The sequence below is a fragment of the Marseilla massiliensis genome (assembly GCF_016899855.1).
GTDB lineage: Bacteria > Bacteroidota > Bacteroidia > Bacteroidales > Bacteroidaceae > Prevotella.
In genome coordinates this window covers 1-20,547 of record NZ_JACJJG010000025.1, presented here as the reverse complement: position 1 = coordinate 20,547, position 20,547 = coordinate 1, and the positions used below count along the sequence as shown (strand labels likewise).

General features: G+C 49.4%; 17 protein-coding genes. 8 read left to right on the top strand and 9 right to left on the bottom strand.

Features of this window, described 5'->3' with window-relative positions; translation table 11 throughout:
- The first annotated feature begins 252 nt into the window (after nucleotides 1-252).
- The 3 genes from H6A34_RS06545 to mfd all read left to right on the top strand — a co-directional run bounded on the left by H6A34_RS06545 (nucleotide 253) and on the right by mfd (nucleotide 6,062).
- A complete protein-coding gene (locus H6A34_RS06545; protein WP_205104286.1) occupies nucleotides 253-1,140 on the top strand; it encodes a hypothetical protein in 888 nt (295 codons plus the stop codon).
- Between the two features lie 188 nt (nucleotides 1,141-1,328).
- Entirely contained in the window at nucleotides 1,329-2,156 is an 828-nt protein-coding gene (locus tag H6A34_RS06540) for an MBL fold metallo-hydrolase (RefSeq protein ID WP_205104284.1), read from the top strand.
- Nucleotides 2,157-2,537: 381 nt separating this feature from the next.
- A complete protein-coding gene (gene mfd, locus H6A34_RS06535) occupies nucleotides 2,538-6,062 on the top strand; it encodes a transcription-repair coupling factor (RefSeq protein ID WP_205104282.1) in 3,525 nt (1,174 codons plus the stop codon).
- A gap of 203 nt (nucleotides 6,063-6,265) precedes the next feature.
- Here the strand turns inward: mfd and H6A34_RS06530 are convergent, their stop codons facing one another.
- Complete coding sequence (locus H6A34_RS06530) at nucleotides 6,266-6,853, bottom strand: hepatitis A virus cellular receptor 1 (RefSeq protein ID WP_205104280.1); 588 nt, start codon at nucleotides 6,851-6,853, stop codon at nucleotides 6,266-6,268.
- Nucleotides 6,854-7,100: 247 nt separating this feature from the next.
- Here H6A34_RS06530 and H6A34_RS06525 point away from each other — a divergent pair, with 247 nt between their 5' ends.
- Nucleotides 7,101-7,652 (top strand): glutathione peroxidase, encoded by a 552-nt coding sequence (locus tag H6A34_RS06525; protein WP_021948035.1) that lies wholly within the window; start codon nucleotides 7,101-7,103, stop codon nucleotides 7,650-7,652.
- Nucleotides 7,653-7,850: 198 nt separating this feature from the next.
- Nucleotides 7,851-8,801, top strand: coding sequence for a thioredoxin-disulfide reductase (trxB, locus tag H6A34_RS06520; protein WP_021948036.1), 951 nt, complete (start codon nucleotides 7,851-7,853; stop codon nucleotides 8,799-8,801).
- 76 nt (nucleotides 8,802-8,877) lie between these two features.
- On the opposite strand, the gene H6A34_RS06515 is transcribed toward trxB, so the two are convergent.
- The 8 genes from H6A34_RS06515 to H6A34_RS06480 all read right to left on the bottom strand — a co-directional run bounded on the left by H6A34_RS06515 (nucleotide 8,878) and on the right by H6A34_RS06480 (nucleotide 17,551).
- Nucleotides 8,878-10,302, bottom strand: coding sequence for a sodium:solute symporter (locus H6A34_RS06515; protein ID WP_205104278.1), 1,425 nt, complete (start codon nucleotides 10,300-10,302; stop codon nucleotides 8,878-8,880).
- Between the two features lie 104 nt (nucleotides 10,303-10,406).
- Nucleotides 10,407-11,333: a DNA/RNA non-specific endonuclease gene (locus H6A34_RS06510; RefSeq protein ID WP_205104276.1), complete on the bottom strand. Its 927-nt coding sequence runs from the start codon at nucleotides 11,331-11,333 to the stop codon at nucleotides 10,407-10,409.
- Nucleotides 11,334-11,439: 106 nt separating this feature from the next.
- Entirely contained in the window at nucleotides 11,440-11,691 is a 252-nt protein-coding gene (locus H6A34_RS06505; protein WP_021948039.1) for a type B 50S ribosomal protein L31, read from the bottom strand.
- 146 nt (nucleotides 11,692-11,837) lie between these two features.
- On the bottom strand, nucleotides 11,838-12,116 hold the full coding sequence (locus tag H6A34_RS06500) for a virulence-associated protein (RefSeq protein ID WP_021948040.1): 279 nt from the start codon (nucleotides 12,114-12,116) through the stop codon (nucleotides 11,838-11,840).
- Between the two features lies 1 nt (nucleotide 12,117).
- Entirely contained in the window at nucleotides 12,118-12,297 is a 180-nt protein-coding gene (locus H6A34_RS06495; RefSeq protein WP_021948041.1) for a hypothetical protein, read from the bottom strand.
- Nucleotides 12,298-12,635: 338 nt separating this feature from the next.
- A complete protein-coding gene (locus tag H6A34_RS06490) occupies nucleotides 12,636-14,081 on the bottom strand; it encodes a carbohydrate binding domain-containing protein (protein ID WP_205104272.1) in 1,446 nt (481 codons plus the stop codon).
- Between the two features lie 47 nt (nucleotides 14,082-14,128).
- Nucleotides 14,129-14,986, bottom strand: a complete 858-nt coding sequence (locus H6A34_RS06485; protein WP_205104270.1) for a DUF5689 domain-containing protein — start codon at nucleotides 14,984-14,986, stop codon at nucleotides 14,129-14,131.
- Between the two features lie 12 nt (nucleotides 14,987-14,998).
- Nucleotides 14,999-17,551: a TonB-dependent receptor gene (locus H6A34_RS06480; RefSeq protein WP_205104268.1), complete on the bottom strand. Its 2,553-nt coding sequence runs from the start codon at nucleotides 17,549-17,551 to the stop codon at nucleotides 14,999-15,001.
- 630 nt (nucleotides 17,552-18,181) lie between these two features.
- On the opposite strand from H6A34_RS06480, the gene H6A34_RS06475 reads away from it, so the two are divergent.
- From H6A34_RS06475 to udk, 3 genes are all read left to right on the top strand, one after another.
- Nucleotides 18,182-19,231, top strand: a complete 1,050-nt coding sequence (locus H6A34_RS06475; protein WP_205104266.1) for an endonuclease/exonuclease/phosphatase family protein — start codon at nucleotides 18,182-18,184, stop codon at nucleotides 19,229-19,231.
- Complete coding sequence (locus tag H6A34_RS06470) at nucleotides 19,228-19,812, top strand: uracil-DNA glycosylase family protein (RefSeq protein WP_205104264.1); 585 nt, start codon at nucleotides 19,228-19,230, stop codon at nucleotides 19,810-19,812. Before H6A34_RS06475 ends, H6A34_RS06470 begins: the two co-directional genes overlap by 4 nt.
- A 111-nt stretch (nucleotides 19,813-19,923) precedes the next feature.
- Nucleotides 19,924-20,532 carry a uridine kinase gene (gene udk, locus H6A34_RS06465; protein ID WP_021947062.1) on the top strand — a complete coding sequence of 203 codons (609 nt, stop codon included), beginning with the start codon at nucleotides 19,924-19,926 and terminating at the stop codon, nucleotides 20,530-20,532.
- Nucleotides 20,533-20,547: the final 15 nt, after the last annotated feature.

Below are 20,547 nucleotides of genomic sequence, written 5' to 3'. Positions count from 1 at the left end.
AAAGCAAACTTTCATGTCTGCCTGTCAACCTGTTAACTTGTTGACTTCTATGACTTTGACGCTGCAAAATTACACCCTGTTTTGCCAGTAAAAAATGAATACATAATGAATAATATGGGCGTAACAATTCATTAATATTAATGAAAACACATCATAATCGGTCTGTAAGGAAAAATAAATCCCAATGAAACAGATTTGTAACAAGTTTATATAAATAAATGTTTACCTTTGCCGAAAATTATGCTTAACGTTATGGATGACCTGAAAGAAATATACGAAAGAATAAAGTTCTTGCGCCATAAGGGCGTGAAGATGAAAGAGATTGCCGAGCGCACGGGATTTCCGCCAAGCGTTCTGTCGGCGCTGTTCACCACTGTCCTGCCTGCGTATTTCAAGAATATTGACAAGGGCATGGCCGATGACGAGGCGCTTGACAATGCCCTGCTGTGGGTCAACAACGTGTCCAAGAAGAAGCTGCTCGGTTCTATCGGCAAGACAAAGTCGGCATTGTTTGCCATCGAGATAGCCCCTAAAACGAAGGCTGACGTTACGGACAACGTCCATCTTGACATGATCGAGCGTGCCATGAAGGGCTCAATCAACCTTATAACCAACTTCAGCGGGACGTACATGAGCTACAGCGTTTCGTCAAGCTCTAACGCAATGAAGGTCGAACCGTATCTTATTGCCCCGGCCGAAAACGGTAATTACGTTGAGGTAATACACAACAACGCGTACGGTTCGACGCATCACGGCTTTGCCTTGATGAACGGGCTTAACCACATGTACATCATCTTCAACGAGAACAGGCAGCCACAGCTGGCCTTGTTCGATATCTGTCTGAAGATACCGATGTTCGACCGGCCTCCTTACCTGCGCGGTCTTTATACTTGTTTTGACTACAACTACAATCCGATTGCGCGCCGCATTCTTTTCGTCAAGGTATCCGACAGTGTTTCTACCGATGAGTTTATGGCGATGAAAAGTTGCCTGAAGCATGAAGACGAACTTGATGAAAGGGAGAAAGTATACTATAAATACACTTGCGGCAGGGAGGACGTGGTGCGCATGAGGGATATCCCGTCGCCCAAGATGACCGACGACGACCTCATGGCGGAGAAGTCTTTGCTCAACGGTTAGCGTAAAGATAAACGTTGACTTACGTCCTAAAATAATACCTACGGGCATGGTCTGACAAAGGCCTTGCCCGTTTTTATCGCCTCGATATAATGGCGTAAATATCCATATTCAGCCTGAAGACAGGCCGTTATTCGCGTTTTTATTGCTATTTTTGTCATTGATATACGAACATTTAAAGCAAGAACATCATGAAACCTACCAAAATCATTGCGGCAACGGCCGCCGCACTATTGACGTTTTCATGCGGTAACGCCGGCCGGCAGACGAAGGTCGACGCCGCAGCGCAGCCCGAAGGTGTGAAGACGGAGACCGTAGACAACATGAAAGTGATAACAATCAAGGACAACGACGGCGACAAGCGTATGCCCAACAAGCTGTTTTACGGCACGGAAGATTCGGCAAAGGTAGAGCGCCTCTCGCCAGAAGGTTCGGTGCCGTCGTCGGTATGCTGCTTCATCGTCGAGGCCGAAGGCAAGAGGATAATGTTTGATACGGGCAACGGCGAGGCCCGCGGCGGAATGATGCTGAAACGTCTTGAAGAGCTCGGTTTGACGCCCGGCGATATCGACTACGTAGTCATCACTCACTTTCACGGCGACCACATAGGAGGGCTTACACGCGCAGGCAAGCCAGTGTTTACACGTGCCGAGCTGTATGTTCCCAAACAAGAGTATGACAGTTGGCTCGCGATGAGCTCGCAGAACGCCAGGGATGCCATCGTGACAATAGGCAAATACGGCGATAAGGTACACCGCTTTGCATATACCGACAGTCTGCCTTTCGGCATAAAGGCCATGCCCGCGCCCGGACATACGCCCGGACATACCGTCTACAGGATGGGCAGCCTGTTTATAGCGGGCGACCTGATGCACGGCGTTGCCTTGCAAACGCAAGACCCAACGATATGCCCCGACTATGACATGGACCGCCGGCGGGCCGTGGAGATGCGCAAGAAGTATATGGAATACGTGAAGGAGAACAACCTGAAAGTGGTCGGAATGCACTTCCCGTTTTAGCTGATAGGCGCCGTCGCGGATATTTATTTGCATACGTCTTGCGCATCCATTTGACGCTATTTGTATACCGCTGTATAACATCTTGATACTCAATGCGTTATAAAAAGCCGTCTTTTACCTTTTAAAAGACGGCCTTTTAGCGCGCAAAAGATGGCCTTTTGAAACGCAATAGGCCACCTTTTAGGGTTCATCCGCAGTTCGGGTGTGTCGCAATCGTTTTCCCGTTATTCGCTATGGATGGCCTTTTCCGGGCCCGGCAGCAGTATTTCGTTGACTGCCTGCATGGCTGTCGTTATGTGTTTTATTGTCACGCCTTTTTATTTTTTCACCGTTTCACTTTGATATACACTTGATTTGGATTACCTTTGCGCAAGATTTGAGATGAAAATACAGGAAGTTTTGGATTTATATGCCAAGTCGCCCGTATCGGCGGCGTTGGCTGGCATGCTTGGCGACAAGCATGTTACGGCGGCCTATATCGGCGGCGCCGTAGCCTCGTCGGTGCCTGTCCTGTTCGCCTCGGTGGCCCGCACGGTCGGCGGGATATACCTTTTCGTGCTCGACAATGCCGAGGAGGCAGGCTATTTTTACCATGACCTTACGCAGATGTTGGGTAACACTGATGTGCTGTTTTTCCCCTCGTCGTACCGCCGTCAGGTAAAGTACGGCCAGCGTGATTCGGCCAGTGAGATACTCCGTACGGAGGTTCTGGGGCGTATCATGTCGGCGCCATCAGGACAGTACGGTGCTGATTTGCCGGCCGGCCCCGGTGGCGGAAACGGCAGCGCGAAGGGTTTTATGTACATAGTAACTTGTCCTGAGGCGTTGAGCGAGCTCGTCGTGTCTCGCAAGAAGCTCGACGAGCGCTCGTTGAGGCTGCGTGTCGGCGATACTTACGATATCGTCAGGTTGGGCAAGGACCTGCGCACGCTGGGCTTCAACGAAGTGGATTATGTATATGAACCGGGCCAGTTTGCCATCCGCGGCAGTATTCTTGACGTGTTCTCGTTCAGCAGTGAATATCCGTTCCGTGTCGATTTCTTCGGCGACGAGATAGACTCCATACGCACCTTTGAGGTCCAGAGCCAGCTCTCGCGCGACAGGCGCGACAGTATAGAGGTAGTGCCCGAACTTGCCCTGCTGGTTGACGAGAAGGTGCCATTCCTGCACTTCCTGCCGGACGAGACCGTGCTTGTAATGAAAGACATGGTGTTCTGCCGTGAGCGCATAGACCAGATATACCGTGACGGATTCTCGTCGCAAGCCGTAGCTGACAGGCTTGAGGGCATGACGGAAATGGAGCAGCAGGCTGCGATGAAGGAACTGAAGGCTGAAAACTCGCTCGTTACAGGCTCGCAGTTTGCCGAAGAGGCGGTAAGGTTCCGCCGTGTAGAGTTCGGAACAAAGCCTACGGGCACGCCGCAGGCCACCGTCCGGCTTGACATTACGCCACAGCCGCTGTTCCACAAGAACTTTGAACTGCTGGCGCGAAGCCTTGAAGACTATATATTGACGGGCTACAAGATATATATCCTGGCCGACAGCCAGAAGCAGAACGAAAGGCTTAAGGAGATACTTGAAAGTGAAGAGTTAAGAGTGAAGAATGGAGGACAGGTTACCGATAATGGTATTCCGGCAGGTCATAGGGCTTCATCACACTTACCTTCAAGTTCCTCCATCGCGTTCATCCCTGTAGACAAGACTCTTCATGGAGGCTTTGCCGACAATACGCTCAAGGCTTGTTTCTTTACCGACCACCAGATTTTTGACCGTTTCCACAAGTATAGCCTGCGCTCGGACGCTGCCCGCTCGGGCAAGATGGCGCTGACGATGAAGGAGCTGCAGGAGATGGAACCAGGCGACTACATTGTCCATGTGGACTTCGGTATAGGGCGTTTTGCGGGATTGGTGCGCGTCCCCTCGGGCAACAGTTACCAGGAGGTAATCCGCATTATATACCAGAATAACGATAAGGTTGACGTAAGCATTCACTCGCTTTACAAAATCTCGAAATACAAGAGGCGTGACAGCGAGACACCGCCGCGCCTCAGTACGCTTGGCACAGGCGCCTGGGATCGCCTGAAGGAGCGCACGAAAAAGAAGATAAAGGACATCGCCCGCGACCTGATTAAGCTCTATGCCGCCCGCAGGCATGAGAAAGGCTTTGCCTTCTCGGCAGACAACTTCATGCAGCATGAGCTGGAGGCCAGCTTCATGTACGAGGATACGCCCGACCAGCTGAAGGCTACAAACGACGTTAAGGCCGACATGGAGAGCGCAAGACCTATGGACCGGCTGGTCTGCGGAGACGTAGGCTTCGGCAAGACGGAGGTAGCCGTGAGGGCGGCTTTCAAGGCAGCGTGCGACTCTAAGCAGGTAGCTGTGCTCGTGCCAACCACCGTTCTGGCGTACCAGCATTACCAGACGTTCTCCAAACGGCTGAAGGATTTTCCCGTGAGGGTTGACTATCTGTCGCGCGCCCGTAGCGCAAAGACAACCAAACAAGTGCTGGCCGACCTGGCGGATGGCAAGATTGACATAATCGTAGGTACCCACAAGCTGATAGGAAAGAGCGTAACGTTCAAGGACTTGGGTCTGCTCATAATAGACGAGGAGCAGAAGTTCGGCGTGGCAACAAAGGAGAAGCTGCGCAAGATGAAGGTAAATGTCGACACGCTTACGATGTCGGCAACGCCTATACCACGAACGTTGCAGTTCTCGCTGATGGGAGCGAGGGACATGAGCATTATCCAGACGCCGCCGCCAAACCGTTACCCGATAAATACCGAGGTGCATACTTTCGACAAAGAGGTAATCGCTGACGCGATAAACTTTGAGATGAGCCGTAACGGACAGGTGTTTTTCGTGAACGACAGGATAAGCAACCTGCCGGAAATAGCCGGCCTTATCAGAAAGTACGTGCCGGACGCGCGCGTGGCGATAGGCCACGGACAGATGAAGCCGGAGGAGCTGGAAAAGATACTTATGGGATTCATCAACTATGATTATGACGTGCTGCTGTCCACCACTATTGTGGAGAACGGCATTGACATAAGCAACGCCAACACGATAATAATCAACGATGCCCACCGCTTCGGACTGTCGGACTTGCACCAGATGCGCGGCCGTGTGGGACGAGGCAACCGCAAGGCGTTCTGCTACCTGCTGGCTCCGCCCAAGTCGGTGCTTACCCAGGAGGCGCGCCGCAGGCTCGAGGCGTTGGAGACATTCTCTGAACTGGGCAGCGGATTCAACCTCTCAATGCAGGATCTTGACATCCGTGGGGCAGGCAACCTGCTTGGTGCCGAGCAGAGCGGATTCATGGAAGACCTCGGATACGAGACTTACCAGAAGATTCTTAACCAGGCCGTTACTGAGCTGAAGAACGACGAGTTCAGCGAGATGTATGAGGATGAGATGGCCGGAGGCCGTGAACTTACGGGCGACGAGTTCGTAGAAGACTGCGCCATAGAGAGCGACCTGGAGATGTATCTGCCCGACCAGTACGTGCCGAGCAGCAGCGAGAGGATGTTGTTGTACCGTGAGTTGGACAACATCAACGACGACGCGGGGCTGGAAAAGTACCGCTTAGAGCTGGAAGACCGTTTCGGAGCCGTGCCTCGTGAGGGCCTTGAGCTGATGCAGGTGGTGCCGTTGCGCAGGCTGGGACGTTCGCTCGGCTGTGAGAAAATCATCCTGAGGCAGGGCCAGATGCGCATGCAGTTTGTAAGTAATCCGATGAGCGCTTATTATAAGAGCAAGGTGTTTGACGGCGTTCTTAATTATATAGGCCGTAACCCGCGGCGCTGCAATCTTAAGGAAATTGCCGGCAAGCGCATGATGATAGTATCTGGCGTAGCGTCGGTTGAGGAAGCCGTAAGGGTGCTGCGCGGTATATTGAATTGATAAAGGCCGTCTTTTTAATTGTAAAAGACGGCCTTTCGTCGTGTAAAAGGTGGCCTTTTGTGTTGTAAAAGACCACCTCTTACAACGCCGTTTATAATCTGTTGATTGTCAAACAGTTATAGTCTTACGTCTGAAACAGTTTCCGGCGGCACTCAGGATAGCCCGAATGCCGCCGGAATTTAGTATCTATGGTAGTGGTGTTGTTATTTGTTGGTATCGGGCTTTGCGCCTATATGCCTTGTCGGTCTTGTCTTTTCATTGTCTCCGTTGCGTGTGCCCTTGCTTGAATACCACGGGTCGTAATAGTCGTCCCATGAATCCCAGCCCCACTCAAAGTCGTTCCAGTTAGGCGCGACGGTCTTCACCAGGCGGAAGTTCATAGGGTCGCCCCATTCGCTTTCGATGGTTCCAGTGAAGTAGTTGTTGGACAGTGAATAGTCGAAAATGTAGTAATTCGTATCGTCCTCGTATGAATATATCCGTATGTTGCCGTTCTCCACGCTCCACGTAATGTGGCTTGCGAAGTAGTCCCAAGGCGCTCCGCTGTCTCCGCTGTAATAGTCAACCCAATATCCTGTGCCGGTGGCGTAGTAATCAGGGTCGCGGTCAAATTGTATTACTGATTCGTGGGCTTCATAATACTGTCCGTTCCACTCGCTCCATACATGCATGTCGCCTTCCCATACGCCCCAAAGCGTGTCCGCTATGTCGTCGTCATCGGTACAACTTGTGAACGTGAAGGCCATCATTGCCATCATGAATATTGCCGTAAAAGATGTAAATTTCTTCATAATCGTAATGTCTTTGTTAATGTTCGTGTTGCAAAATTAACGTTTTGCCACGTCATTGGCAAATATAAATCCATATTACTTATAGGGATTTCCCTATTTTGTAGATGAAAATGCCCGGATAATGGTAGGGCGGGCGTGCCGGAGAAAAGGAAAAGTTTTTTCTTTTTCGTTTCAGATAATCGAAATTTTACACTATCTTTGCAAACAGCCATAATTGGCAATTAACAAGTTACTAAAAGCAAATAAGATGAAAACAGTTTATGATTTCACTGTCAAGGACAGGAAAGGAAAAGACGTATCGTTGAAAGAGTATGCTAACGAAGTTCTGCTTATTGTCAACACAGCGACAAAATGCGGCTTCACTCCGCAGTATGAAGAGCTCGAGAAGCTTTATGAGAAGCATCACGGTGAAGGCTTTACTATCCTGGATTTTCCGTGCAACCAGTTCGGCCAGCAGGCTCCCGGAACCGACGAGTCGATACATGAGTTCTGCAAACTGACCTACGGAACGGAGTTCCCACGCTTCAAGAAGATTAAGGTAAACGGCGAAGAGGCCGACCCGCTCTATAAGTTCCTCACAAGCCAGAAGGGCTTTGCAGGATGGGACGAGAGCCATCCGCTGACCCATATACTTGACGACATGCTCTCAAAGGAGGACCCCGACTACAAGAGCAAGGCCGACATCAAATGGAACTTCACAAAGTTTCTCGTTGACAAGAAGGGCGTAGTGGTAGCACGCTTCGAGCCGACGGAGAAGATTGAGAATATCGAGAAGCAAATAGTAGAACTGCTGAAATAATTTAATCAGTTAGGATTTAGAAGTTAGAAATAAAGAAAAGGAGTTAAGGAGTCATGTAGTTAAGGAGTTAAGACAAAACCTTTGTTGATTGCTTGTTGTACCATTTTAGCAGCAAGACATTCGTCTTAACTCCTTAACTACATGACTCCTTAACTCCTTTTCTTAATTCATTAACTTCTGATTTTAATAAAAATGCTTATGGAACAGAAAGAACATGTGCGCTGCCTTATCGTTGGCAGTGGCCCCGCTGGATATACTGCTGCCATCTATGCGTCGCGTGCCAACCTCGCTCCGGTGATGTATTGCGGCCTGCAAACGGGCGGACAGCTGACCCAGACGACTACGGTCGAGAACTTTCCGGGTTATCCTGACGGAGTGGACGGCAACCAGATGATGCTTGACTTCCGCTCGCAGGCCGAGCGTTTCGGTGCCGACATCCGTGACGGAGTTATCGTCAAGGCCGACCTGGGCAAGGCTCCGTACACGCTGACGACCGACGAAGGCCACGTGATAGAGGCAGATACAGTGATTATTGCGACTGGTGCGTCGGCTAAATACCTCGGCCTTCCCGACGAGGAGAAGTACAAGGGCGAGGGTGTTTCGGCATGCGCTACGTGCGACGGATTCTTCTATCGCAAGAAGGTTGTTGCCGTAGTGGGCGGTGGCGACACAGCCTGTGAGGAGGCATTGTACCTTGCCGGATTGGCGAAAAAGGTATATATGATTGTGCGCAAGCCGTTCCTTCGCGCGTCTGACGTGATGCAGAAGCGTGTGAAAGATGCCGAAAACATTGAGGTTTTGTTTGAACATAACACACTCGGACTGTACGGCGACAACGGCGTTGAGGGCGTACGCCTCGTTAAACGCAAAGGTGAGGCAGACGAGCAGGTGTACGAATTACCCGTTGACGGCTTCTTCCTCGCTATCGGACACAAGCCTAACAGCGATGTGTTCAAGGCTTGGCTCGACACCGACGAGACCGGATATATCATCACTTTGGCCGGTACGCCGAAGACAAAGGTGCCCGGAGTATTTGCCGCCGGCGACGTTGCCGACCCTCATTACCGTCAGGCCATAACGGCTGCGGCCAGCGGTTGCCAGGCCGCTATTGAAGCCGACAGGTATCTTAGAGAGCAAGGCATTATTTGAAAGGTGAGAAAGTGAGAAGGTGAAAAGGTGAGAAAACACAATAAAATGTAATCATTACTTGCGCTTTCTCACCTTTTCACCTTCTCACTTTCTCACCTTTTATAATCAGTCCTACGAATGTTATCGCCCCGTTTAGCAGCAGAAGCTCGTATCCGAACTTGTAGCTTGTGTAATGAGAGGTAACGTAATCAATGGCAAGGCATATTAACGGAGACGCCACGGCGATGTAAGGCACGGCGCGGTCGTCTGTCTTCCGGCGTGTGAGCAGACCGAAAGCGAACAGTCCGAGCAACGGTCCGTAAGTGTATGAGCATAGGATATACACGGCGTCAATCACGCTCGTGGAGTTTAATGCGCGGAAAGCGAGGATGAAGATGACGAACACCGCTGCCATGATAAGGTGCGTACGGCGGCGCAGGCGCTCATCATCTGGGCGCTCTTTTATGTCCACGCAATAGCTCGTTGTCAGTGCCGTGAGCGATGAGTCGACCGTACTTGCCGACGCCGCGACAATTCCTATCGTGAAAAGCACCGTCACAGTGTCACCCAGATACCCCGTAGCGGTGAACATCGGCAACAGTTCGTCGGGATTGTGGGGTAGGGGCGTGCCTTCTTTCTGCGCCAGGAGAATCAGTAATATGCCAAGACTAAGGAAGAGAAGGTTTACCGGAACGAAGGCAAATCCGTATGAACACACGTCCTTCTGGGCCTCGCGCAGTGTCTTGCAGGTAAGGTTTTTCTGCATCATATTCTGGTTAAGGCCTGTCATTACGATGACAATGAACGCTCCGCTGACAAACTGTTTCCAGAAGTTTTGCGGTGACATCCAGTCGCCGAAGTCGAAAATGCGGCAGTGTTCGTTGTTTGCCACTGCCTTTACGGCCTCTTCAAGGTTCATGTCCAACGCCCCGGCAACCTTTACTATGATAAGCACGAGGGCGACAAGCATGCATAACGTCTGGAACGAATCGGTGTATACAAGCGTCTTGATTCCGCCTTTGCGGGTATAAAGCCATATCAGCAGCATAAGCATTGGCACCGTTATAATGAACGGAATGCCGTAAGCGTCGAGCACAAAGCGTTGCAGGATGATGCAGACTATATAGAACTTGACCGCAGCGCCGGTAAGGTCGGACAGTAAGAAGAAGGCTGCTCCGGTTTTATATGACCGCTGTCCGAGCCGTCCTTTCAGGTAAGTGTATATTGTGGTGAGGTTAAGTTTGTAATAAATTGGCAGCAGAATAAACGCCACCGCGAAGTAACCGAGGATAAAACCGAGGCAAGTCTGGAGGTAAGTCATGTCCGAACGCCCAACCATTCCGGGCACGGAGACGAAGCTTACGCCGGAAACCGATGCGCCAATCATGCCGAACGCCACCATTGCCCACGGCGACTTGCGGTCGGCACGGTAGAATGTAGAGTTTGTTGCGCGCCCTGCCGTCAACCGGCCGAGTACAGACAGTACGGCGAAATATGCCAAAACAGTTATTATTACAAGCATGACTCAAAATTCTTTTTTCAATTCATAATGCATAATTCACAATTCATAATTGGGCAATTTTACGTAACCAACCCAATTATGAATTGTGAATTATACATTATGAATTATTCAAGTCCCCATGCCTTGACCGAGAAATGGTCTTCCACGCTGTTCTCGATGTTGTCCGGCAGGTTACAGAAGAAGTCTATTCCGGTAAGCTCTTCAAGCTCGTCTATGGTCACGGTATAGTTCGTCAGAGGCTCGTCGTCACGCCATTCGTTGCTCATCTGCTCTGCCCAGAAACCTATGGCACGGTAGCCCTGGCTGTTCTTCATCAGGCAGGCCATGAAGAAATACTTTGGTACAATTAGCCTTCCGTTGATTCGTTCGATAATCTGGTCCTCGCGGTCGATGGTTCCGCCCTTGCATACATACAGCGTGTCAGTGCTGCGTCGTGGCGTCCACGTCCTTACCTGCTCCTCCATTCTTACCCAAAGGCCCTCTCCCTGGTCGGCGCCACTGCTGGTGTAGCCGTTGAATTTATGGTATTGCGGCTGCATGTTGGTAAGGTAAAACGTCTGGTAATTGGCGTCATACGAGTATTTTCTGTCCGCGTTGGGGCAGATATGGCCGTGCTCGTAGCCCGAGCCATAATAGTAGTCGTCTTGCCAATAGCTGCCGGCAGGCAGGTTTTCGGTGTCGTTCATATATCCGTCAACCACTCTGCTGTAACTGCCCGAGTATCCTTGGTGCATCTGGTAGCACGACCAGCGCTGCGACTTCTTGTCGCAGTCCCATTCAACGGCGTAGTTCACGCGGTCGGCGTCATACGACCGAGTGCTCGTGCGGTACACTATCACAACGTTGTTGCCGTCGTCCTTAAGCTTCGGAAACTCCAGGCGGGCCACTGCCGGTTCGTCGGTCACGATGTTCATGTTGGCGTTAGGCCCTGATTCTCCGGAGCCACCGCCCTCGTCATCGTCGTTGCTGCATGATGAAAATGCCGTTGCCGACAAGAGCAAAAGTAGTAGATAATATAGCTTGTTTGTCATCTTGGGAAATAAAAAATAAACTTTTTGGAATAAAAAATGCGTTCGGACGTATATGCGACTACGTCTGAACGCATTTTATAGCTTCATTGAATAATATGTAAATATATTATTTGCGCGCCTTACCGTAGCGGCTCATGAACTTGTCTACGCGACCCGCAGAGTCAACGAGCTTGCTCTTGCCCGTGTAGAACGGGTGCGAAGTGCTTGAAATTTCGACTTTTACCACTGGGTAAGTTTCGCCTTCAAATTCTACTGTCTCTGTACTCTTGCATGTAGAACGTGTAAGGAACATATCGCCGTTGGACATATCCTTGAATACGACGGGGCGATAGTTTTCGGGATGGATTCCTTTTTTCATTTTAATGTTATGATTGAATGTTAATTTAATTTGTCGCAATTACTTGCTTTTGGGGTGCAAAGTTACCACTTTTCCGGCTAACGGCAAAATTTATTTGGATGTTTTTCTTTACAGTATTTATATATACCTTGTTTTCTTGCGGAAAATCAGTCTTTTACTATATCAGTAAAGTCAGACCAGTCTTCAACCTTGAATCCACGAATGTCTCTTACAGACTTTTTGAACCAGTCAACGCTTTTCAAAAGTTGTATTGCCTTGAACAGGTTGGCCATGTTGTCGCTTTCTGTAAGGTAAACGCTGCCTTGCGCATTGTAAAAACCACACGTACGTAACATTTTATTTATTTCAAAATAAGCATTGTTATACGGCTCTCCATAATATTTACGGAGACTGGATATGCTCATGTCAAAGGCTATCGCAAACATTTTATACTGTTTGGAAATACTTGATTTGTCCGAAGAATATACGTCCCAGCTCGTCTTTTATTGCTACGACAAGCCCTTTGAATGGATTATGTTCAATATCTATTACTGAGCCAATAACCCATGCGTCCAGCCCTGTCAACTGCGGGTCTGCCTTCATCTTGTCACCGATTTTAGGTTCCATAACGTTGTTCATTTATCTTTTATTGTTTTACAAAGTTAAGTGTTTTGTATGAAAATACAAAGCGTTGGCATGAAATAATTATTGTTTTTATAGTTATGGCTACTGGTCGAAGACCGTAATATGCGTACGTTTATTCTGTATAACAAAGCATTAAAACTCTTACTGGAAATTGGGCGTTTCCCACCTGTTTCCCAAAAGACGGCAAATTGCGTTGTAAAAGGCCATCAATCGCAAGCTAAAATGCCGCCTTTCGCATTGCGAAAGGCGGCATTTGGGAAAGTGTCTGATTATCAATGAGTTATTGATTAGACATTTAATCAGCTTTACATTGTGACTGTTTATTCGATAATTACAGTTGAACCCGTTGTTAACTTGAAATCATCAACCAAGAAGTCATTACCGGGGTTCTTTGCATTCATCATGAGTACATTGTAAATTCCGTCAGCATCAATGGTGAATGTATAAGTAACTTTCATCCATTCCGTGTTGGGTATATCGTTCACATAGTCGCCATATTTATAGTCGTCGCCGCTCAAAGACGAGCCGTCTTCATGTGCAATGGCATAGCCAGGCCTTAAAGAGGCACCCTCAGAAGTCAGCGCCTTGACATAAAACTCCATCGTGTACTCGCCCGCCTTGAGTTCAAGTTCCTTGTAAGCCAAACGCTTGTTGGCGCTTGATGAACCGCCTACACACACGGAATATGTGCCGCTGTGGGCATCGGTACTCTGCGTGAGTGTCGCGTTGCTAGCCGAATTTGCAGACTTCCAGTTATTAGGCTGTCCGCCAATCCAGCACTCAAAGTCGCCATTAAGCGCATTGGGGTCGCCTACGTCCTGGCTGCCACCACCTTCACCTTTTGTCCATGAATACAGATAGCTTTGATTCATGGCCGTTTCTGGTGTGTTACCACGGTAATTTGTAACTTTCCCATATACAACAACTTCATCACCAACATTAAGCAAGTCTCCGGATGTATACTTCTCATTATTCAAATAATTTGAAGCATAGACATAGAATTGGTTTCCGCTATTTTCACTGTCGAAAGTACCGTCTACAGAAATGTAATAATCAGCAGTTTTGTAATTACTGTTGTAGTTGTTCCTGATTTGTGATATGATTCCCTTGATATACACTTCGTTCTCAGAAACTTCATCTGCCCCAAGGGCTGCTGCATACTGGTAAGCAGCAGGAGCATTGAACGGATTTTCAAGTGTTCCGTCGCCCTCGGGCTGACCCGGTGTTGGCTCGTCACCGCCTCCGCCTTCACCTGTTTGGCCGTTGAGGTAAACGAGATAAGCGTTATTCTGGTCGGTCTCTATCGTTCCGTTGTAGTTAGTAACGGTACCATATACCACTACAGAGTCGCCGAACTCAAGAATATCTTGGCCTTCTTGCCATTTCTTATTGTCAAAGTAATTCGCACGGTAGACAAGAAACGTTGTGTTAGAATCCTCATTGTCTGCAATCGTGAATGTAGCATTACCATACGGAGTGCCACTTGGACCCAATGAATTATAATTCTCTTCAATGCCAACCACAACACCGGTGATGTATACTTTGCTTGGTAAGTCCTCGCCACTCTCCAATGCTCCGGCAAGTTCAAGTATCCTTGCTACGTTGTAGGGGCTTTCGGCCGTACCGTCACCGGATGGCTCTATTACGATAGGTTCGTCCGAGGGGTTGTCGTTCGGGTCGTCGTACGGTGATGGTACGTCTTCGCAACTCGTGAATGTGAACGCCGCCATAGCGATGGCGAACACTGAATATAATATCTTTTTCATACTTAAATATTTTCTTTTGTTTGATGAAAATGTTGTTGTTATATGCTTTATTCAGCTTGTTTGAAGTCGCCGTCCTGACGCATGAGGATTTGCCATGTGTCACGGTAACGGGTAAATATGCCCACGATGTCAACCTTTCCTTCCGGCATTGCAGTACCGGCAAAATCGGCGTAAGTGCTCGTACGCACAACAAGCTTTGTCGTTCCGCTGACCATGCGGTTTACAGCGTTGCCCGATGTTGCAGCGTCAGCAGGCGCGAAAGTTCTTTCGCCGTTAGCCTGAGGCAGCGTTATTCCGCGTACAACCATCAGCCTCCCGCAGTTCTCTTCCATGTATTCAGTGTCGTCCACCTTGCTCATGTCAAACTCGAGAGTGTCCACTTTTGAGGCGTCTGCTTCGCCGAGTAGCTTGAAGTGCTCGTTCCACAGAGTATGGCTCATGCGGCTTGGCGATGTGTATCCGCTGTTGCTGGTGTACGGAGTGCCTATTTGCGGCTGGTTGCCGTAAGTTCCTATATAAAGGTCTTTCAGGTCAACGAGAATCTCCTGGCCAACAGGCAGATAACTCCAAAGGCCTCCGAAGTTGATGCATATAAGCAATGCGCCCGTTCCGTCGTCAACGGCAATCTGGTTGTAGATGTTTCCTCCGACGTCATTTCCAGTTACGCGAGCCTTTATTTGCACGTTTTCCGTTATGCGTGCTGTGTCAGTCTGCTCCTGCAGAGCGAACGAGTACATGTCTTTCAGCTCGGCAATTGTCACGACGTTAGTCTCCTGCAGGTCGTTATTTCCGTACGGAGGGATGTCGCCGGTAGGGTTATCCCAGTCGTCATCCATGCATGAGTTCACGGATAATCCGAGCAGGAGAGCCGCCATTACTAATTTTATATACTTAAAGTTTTTCATCTTCTTATGTGTTTAGAATCTGTAAGTGATGTTCAGCATACCGTTCGTTCCGTAAGCGTAGAACTTCATCGGGTTCTTCGAGAAGCGGTATGCGCGTATGTTGCCAGAGCTTGTATAGTCGCTGCGGCTCTGTTCGTAACCACCTGTACAGAGGTTCTGGTTGTTGAGGATGTTGGTCACCATAAGGTTGATTGACAGCATGCCGCGCTTCAGGTAGATACTTCTTCCGATAGAACCGTCGAGCATAAAGCCTCCATGTCCTTGTGCTTGTTCAACGGCAGAGGGCAACGGTTGGTCATTGTCTCCCCATATTTGCTCTCCCGTTGCGTTCTGGCGTGCGGTCAAGGTGCTTTCATAACGGAAGCTCGGAGAGTATGAAAGATAGATTCTGTCATAGTAATTGCAGTTGAGGTCGATATACCAACCGCCGCTATGGTAGCTAAGACCGAGGCTGGCTGCGGTGAGCGGTGTGCCTGAGTCGCGCATACCTTTATTATATACAATCTCGTCGGTGTACTCGGCGCTGGTAGAGTTCATGTAGCGTACGTTTGAGTTGTTGATTATCTTGGCGTCGCTGATTGTTCCCAAGAGGTTGATGTCGAACGCGCTGGTAACCTTGAACTTCAGTCCTGCCTCAAGACCGTAGTAATGCTTCTTGATATTTGTGAGCGATACGTACGAGAACGAGTTGATATCGTCGAAATAGTAGTTCTGCCAGTCGGTTACGTTCGTCATTCGGCTGTAGTACGCGTTGAAGTTGGCGTGGAGCCATGATGTCTGGAACTGGTAGCCAATCTCCGTGCTGAATATGCGCTCGTTCTTGAGGTTTGTTACGAAGTCGTTGTTGATTTCAGGCGAAGCGAATGCCGTGCGTGCCTGTGGTGCGCGGTGCTCGTATCCGATACCGAATGTCAACGTGTTGCCGCGTCCGAGGTTGAAGCTTGTGTTGAGCTTGAATCCTCCGTCCAAAAATTCTGCTGTCTTGCTCTTGCCGTATGAGTTGTTGGCGGCAAGTCCGTTACGCATCTTTCCGTCACGTTGCATTGACGTGTAGCCAAGCTTCGCGGCGATGGTATAGTGCAGGATTCCGTAATTCTGGGTGTAGCTTGACCACAGCTTAGCGTTGTTTACGAGCAGGTTGTAGTCGTAACCGAACTTGTCGCCCTCGCGTACAACGGCGTCGCGGTTGTTCAGGTCGTACTGTATTTCGTCCGAATTGCGGTCGTAAGTGCCAAGTGCGTAGGTGTTGATGTTGTGGTATGTGTCGGCTCCGAGGAGGTCTTCCATTGTCTGGTAGTGCATTCCCTTGTTTGTTGCTGCCACGATACCGAGGTTCCACTGCTTGTCCTTACCCAGTTGCTTGTTGAGCGTAGAAGCAAGGGTAAACGTCAGAGCGTCGTTGTGCTTGGCCTGGATGTAGTATATAGCGTCCTGTCCTTGCGCAGAGGCTTGCTCGTTGGAGTAGTACAGGCGGTCCCAGTTTATCTGGCGGTTGGCCTTTGAGCTGGTCCAGAAGTCGTATGCACGGTTCCAATCCTCAAGTGCTTGCGGTGTACGGTTTGCCGTATTTGTCTCGTCCCACACGTCATAGTAGCTGCTGGGCATGTTCTTCCAGTAACTTGGGTGGGGGTTACTTCCGTTGTTATAGTTCAGCTTGGTGCTCTCGTACATGGTGTATTTGCCGAGGAGTGAAGTTGTAAGTTTCGTCTCGTCGTCTATTTTCCAGTCCCATGTGAGCAGGGCTGTGGGTGAATAGTCGTGCACTACTCGCGAGTTGCGTTTCTTTCCGTTCTGGTATCCCCAGTAAGGGTTGTAGTAACGGTCGTTGGCCATCCAATACATCTCGTCAGTGCCGGCGCCCTGCGAAGCGCGCTCGGTGGGGTTGCCCCATGTCACGAGAGACAGCGAATGGCTGCCGTCGCCGAATACTTTTTGGACGCCGAGGAAGTATGAGAGCGAGTTATAGAACGTTCCCTCGACGTATCCCTCGTTGGCCCAGCGGTAGGTGATGTTGCCCGAGAAGGCCCACCCCTTGCTGTTAAGTCCTGAGTTGAAGGTGTACATTCCGCGCAGGGTGTAGTTGCGGTTTGCGCCGCTCAGTGTTATCCTGTGGCCTGTGGCCATGGCTGCCGGGCGGAAGTTGTAGTTGTTTGAACCACCCATCGCCGTCATGGAGAAGTTGTTGTCCTCGAAGGGCAGGGCAGATTCCATGTTACGTGTCTGCTGGTTCAGTCCGCCTACCCATGAATAGCGGAACTGCCCTGACTCCATGTCGTTAATCGGCGCCCCGTTGATGTAGATGTCATTGTACCTTTGGTCGAATGCACGGTAACGGAAGCGCATCGGCGAAAAGAGGTATCCCACCTCGCTTGCGTAGATGTTCGAGTTGGAGTTGATGATCGACACGTTCTGCGACATGTCGTCGTCCTCACCCAACTGAGCCTCCGTGAATGTGAATGCCGACTCGCTCATGACGGCACTCTTTAGCCCTATGGAGTCGCTCTGGGCCAGCGCCCAAGGCGAGTAGCACAAGGCCATCACTGCTAATTTCAGCTTTTTTTGCATAATAATATGTTTTGATAATACTTGTTGCAAAGTTAACAGAATTTAGATAAACATCAAAGTAAAATGCAAAAATTCGTTTGACAACGTTCTTTTTTAACATGTTTGTATTATCACTTGCGGTATGTCAGGGCGCAGGCGGTGAGGCTTTGTCATGAGTATGCGGAGCTGTGAAAATGCTGTTTGTAACTCATTGAATATCAATTGGTTATACTGTGACTGCGTAAAAGGCCGTCTTTTGGACGATAAAAGACGGCCTTTCGTCGACTGAAATGCGGCCTTTTGCGATGTGAAAGACGGCCTTTCGCGTTTTGGATGGATGTAGGCGTGGTTTATGTAAGATATCTTCTGGCGTTTTTTCGGTTTATCGGCAATTTTTGTTTTATAGGTATACATTAAATACCTGATTCTAAGAGGTTGCCTCGCAGGCTCGCAATTCAACAGTTCGAGTAATACAGGCTGTTTGTTTTTTACTTGCCGATTTTTAATTGCAAGCCTGCGGGCCGTTTGTTTCAACGCTGTTTCCGTGCGGTTGCAAACATGTTATCGTGCCGACGCAATGAACAAAAAACGGTGTTTTGTTTTGTGTTACGCCCGATTTACACTATCTTTGCAGAAAATGTTTTGCTAATCATGAAGAAATTAACACTGTTTTTCATACTGCCGTTGTTACTCGTGGCAGTTTGTGGTCATGCGCAAAGGAAGTATTCTGTTTATGCCGTAGGTTTCTATAATCAGGAAAACCTTTTCGACACGTGCCATGATGAAGGCAAGAACGACAGCGAGTTCCTGCCTTCAGGTTCGTACCGTTGGAACGGGTTGAAATATACACACAAGCTGCGTAACATGGCCCGGGCGCTTGCCGACATGGGCACTGACGTGTTGCCGAAGGTGGGCTGTGCTGTAATAGGACTGTCAGAAGTCGAGAATGCCAAGGTGCTTGATGACCTTACGGCGCAAGAGCCTTTACGCGCGCGTGGATATAAATATGTACACGTGGAAGGTCCCGACAAGCGCGGAATAGACTGCGCCATGCTGTATAATCCGTCGTTGTTCAAGGTCGTTGACGTTAAACTTGTGCCCTATGTTCCGGACGAGTCGATGGCGAAGGACTATTGTACCAGGGGATTCCTTACCGTAAGCGGCGAGTTGGCCGGTGAACCCGTTGCCGTTGTAGTGTGCCATTGGCCCAGCCGCTTTGCCGGTCCGTCATACCGGGAGAGGGCTGCCGAGCTGGTGAAAAACCTTAAGGACTCGTTGCTTAACGTAAATCCGGACATGAAGGTGATGGTGATGGGCGACATGAACGACGACCCGACCAACAAAAGTATGAAAGACGTGCTGCGGGCTAAAGCCGACGCGAACAGCGTAAACGAAGGCGACATGTACAACCCTTGGTACAACATTCTTGTGAAACAAGGTACTGGTACGTTGTCATATCAAGGCTCTTGGAACCTCTTTGACCAGATTGTCTTGACACCTAACATGGTAAACAAGAGCGGTAAACGTGACTTCTCCACCCTGAAATATTGGAAAAACCAGATATTCCGCCGTGATTATCTCATCAATACCGAAGGGCGTTACAAGGGTACTCCCAAGCGTACGCATGCAAGCGGGATATGGCTTGACGGCTTCAGCGACCACCTTCCCGTAGTGGTTTATCTCGTCAAGGAGCAGCAATGAACGACGTTGAACAACATCCTCTCGAGCCTTTTCTGCCTGAAGGGGCTCGTTTGTTAATGCTCGGCAGTTTCCCGCCGTCGCGGAAGCGTTGGTGCATGGATTTCTTCTATCCTAATTTCATCAACGATATGTGGCGTATCTTCGGGCTCGTGTTCTTTGGTGACAAGGAGCGTTTTGTCGACACTATGGCGGGCAAGTTCCGCCGTGAAGACATCGTAAGGTTTCTTACCGAACGGGGCATAGCCTTGTATGACACGGCGTGTGCCGTGAGACGGACAAAGAATACGGCGTCTGACAAGGACCTTGAAGTCGTGACCGCCACCGATCTTAACGCCCTTTTGCGCCGTATTCCGGAATGCGTGGCAGTGGTAACTACAGGACAAAAAGCCACAGACGTGTTCACAACCCATTTTGGAATGAAGCAGCCAAAGGTGGGAACGTCGGAGCCTTTCACTTTCGACGGACGTGACATGCGGCTCTACCGTATGCCAAGCAGTTCGCGGGCGTACCCGATGAAGGTGGAGAGAAAGGCCGCGTTCTACGATAACATGTTCTTGGAATTGGGAATCAAGAGCCTTTAGAACTAAGAGTTGGGAGTTAAGAATTAAGAAAGATTGCTGTCATCCTGCGTTTTTCTTATTCGGCTCATCTGGCCAATCAGGCCTATATAATTAACTAAAAACCATGAAAATATGACAATAATAGGAATTGCAGGTGGTACCGGGTCAGGCAAGACCACCGTTGTAAGGAAGATAGTTGAGGCCCTGCCGCCACATCACGTCGTTGTAGTGCCGCAGGACTCATATTATAATGACACGTCGGCGATGACGGAGGAAGAACGCCACGCAATCAACTTTGACCATCCTGACGCCTTTGACTGGAAACTTCTTATAAGGCAGGTGAGCGAGCTGCGTGCCGGTAAGTCAATTGAGCAGCCTACTTACTCTTACCTGCTTTGCAACCGTTTGAAAGAGACGGTGCATATAGAACCGCACCCTGTAATCATCATTGAGGGTATAATGACACTGCTGAACAAGAAGCTGCGCGACATGATGGACCTGAAGATATATGTTGACACTGACTCCGACGAACGCCTGATACGCAACATACAGCGTGACGTTATCGAGCGTGGGCGCACCGTTGATATGGTTATCGACCGTTATCTTAAGGTGTTGAAACCCATGCATGAGCAGTTTATCGAGCCCACAAAGAAATATGCCGACCTGATAATACCGCAGGGAGGTGAGAACCATACGGGTATCGACATCTTGTGTAAGTACATCGAAGGGGTGGTAAAATAGTATTTGAAGTTAAAG

What these genes read in the sequence shown, in the direction of transcription:
- H6A34_RS06545 (WP_205104286.1), top strand. Translation starts at nt 253, where the DNA reads ATGGATGACCTGAAAGAAATATACGAAAGAATAAAGTTCTTGCGCCAT.
- H6A34_RS06540 (WP_205104284.1), top strand. Translation starts at nt 1,329, where the DNA reads ATGAAACCTACCAAAATCATTGCGGCAACGGCCGCCGCACTATTGACG.
- mfd (WP_205104282.1), top strand. Translation starts at nt 2,538, where the DNA reads ATGAAAATACAGGAAGTTTTGGATTTATATGCCAAGTCGCCCGTATCG.
- H6A34_RS06530 (WP_205104280.1), bottom strand. Translation starts at nt 6,853, where the DNA reads ATGAAGAAATTTACATCTTTTACGGCAATATTCATGATGGCAATGATG.
- H6A34_RS06525 (WP_021948035.1), top strand. Translation starts at nt 7,101, where the DNA reads ATGAAAACAGTTTATGATTTCACTGTCAAGGACAGGAAAGGAAAAGAC.
- trxB (WP_021948036.1), top strand. Translation starts at nt 7,851, where the DNA reads ATGGAACAGAAAGAACATGTGCGCTGCCTTATCGTTGGCAGTGGCCCC.
- H6A34_RS06515 (WP_205104278.1), bottom strand. Translation starts at nt 10,302, where the DNA reads ATGCTTGTAATAATAACTGTTTTGGCATATTTCGCCGTACTGTCTGTA.
- H6A34_RS06510 (WP_205104276.1), bottom strand. Translation starts at nt 11,333, where the DNA reads ATGACAAACAAGCTATATTATCTACTACTTTTGCTCTTGTCGGCAACG.
- H6A34_RS06505 (WP_021948039.1), bottom strand. Translation starts at nt 11,691, where the DNA reads ATGAAAAAAGGAATCCATCCCGAAAACTATCGCCCCGTCGTATTCAAG.
- H6A34_RS06500 (WP_021948040.1), bottom strand. Translation starts at nt 12,116, where the DNA reads ATGTTTGCGATAGCCTTTGACATGAGCATATCCAGTCTCCGTAAATAT.
- H6A34_RS06495 (WP_021948041.1), bottom strand. Translation starts at nt 12,297, where the DNA reads ATGGAACCTAAAATCGGTGACAAGATGAAGGCAGACCCGCAGTTGACA.
- H6A34_RS06490 (WP_205104272.1), bottom strand. Translation starts at nt 14,081, where the DNA reads ATGAAAAAGATATTATATTCAGTGTTCGCCATCGCTATGGCGGCGTTC.
- H6A34_RS06485 (WP_205104270.1), bottom strand. Translation starts at nt 14,986, where the DNA reads ATGAAAAACTTTAAGTATATAAAATTAGTAATGGCGGCTCTCCTGCTC.
- H6A34_RS06480 (WP_205104268.1), bottom strand. Translation starts at nt 17,551, where the DNA reads ATGCAAAAAAAGCTGAAATTAGCAGTGATGGCCTTGTGCTACTCGCCT.
- H6A34_RS06475 (WP_205104266.1), top strand. Translation starts at nt 18,182, where the DNA reads ATGAAGAAATTAACACTGTTTTTCATACTGCCGTTGTTACTCGTGGCA.
- H6A34_RS06470 (WP_205104264.1), top strand. Translation starts at nt 19,228, where the DNA reads ATGAACGACGTTGAACAACATCCTCTCGAGCCTTTTCTGCCTGAAGGG.
- udk (WP_021947062.1), top strand. Translation starts at nt 19,924, where the DNA reads ATGACAATAATAGGAATTGCAGGTGGTACCGGGTCAGGCAAGACCACC.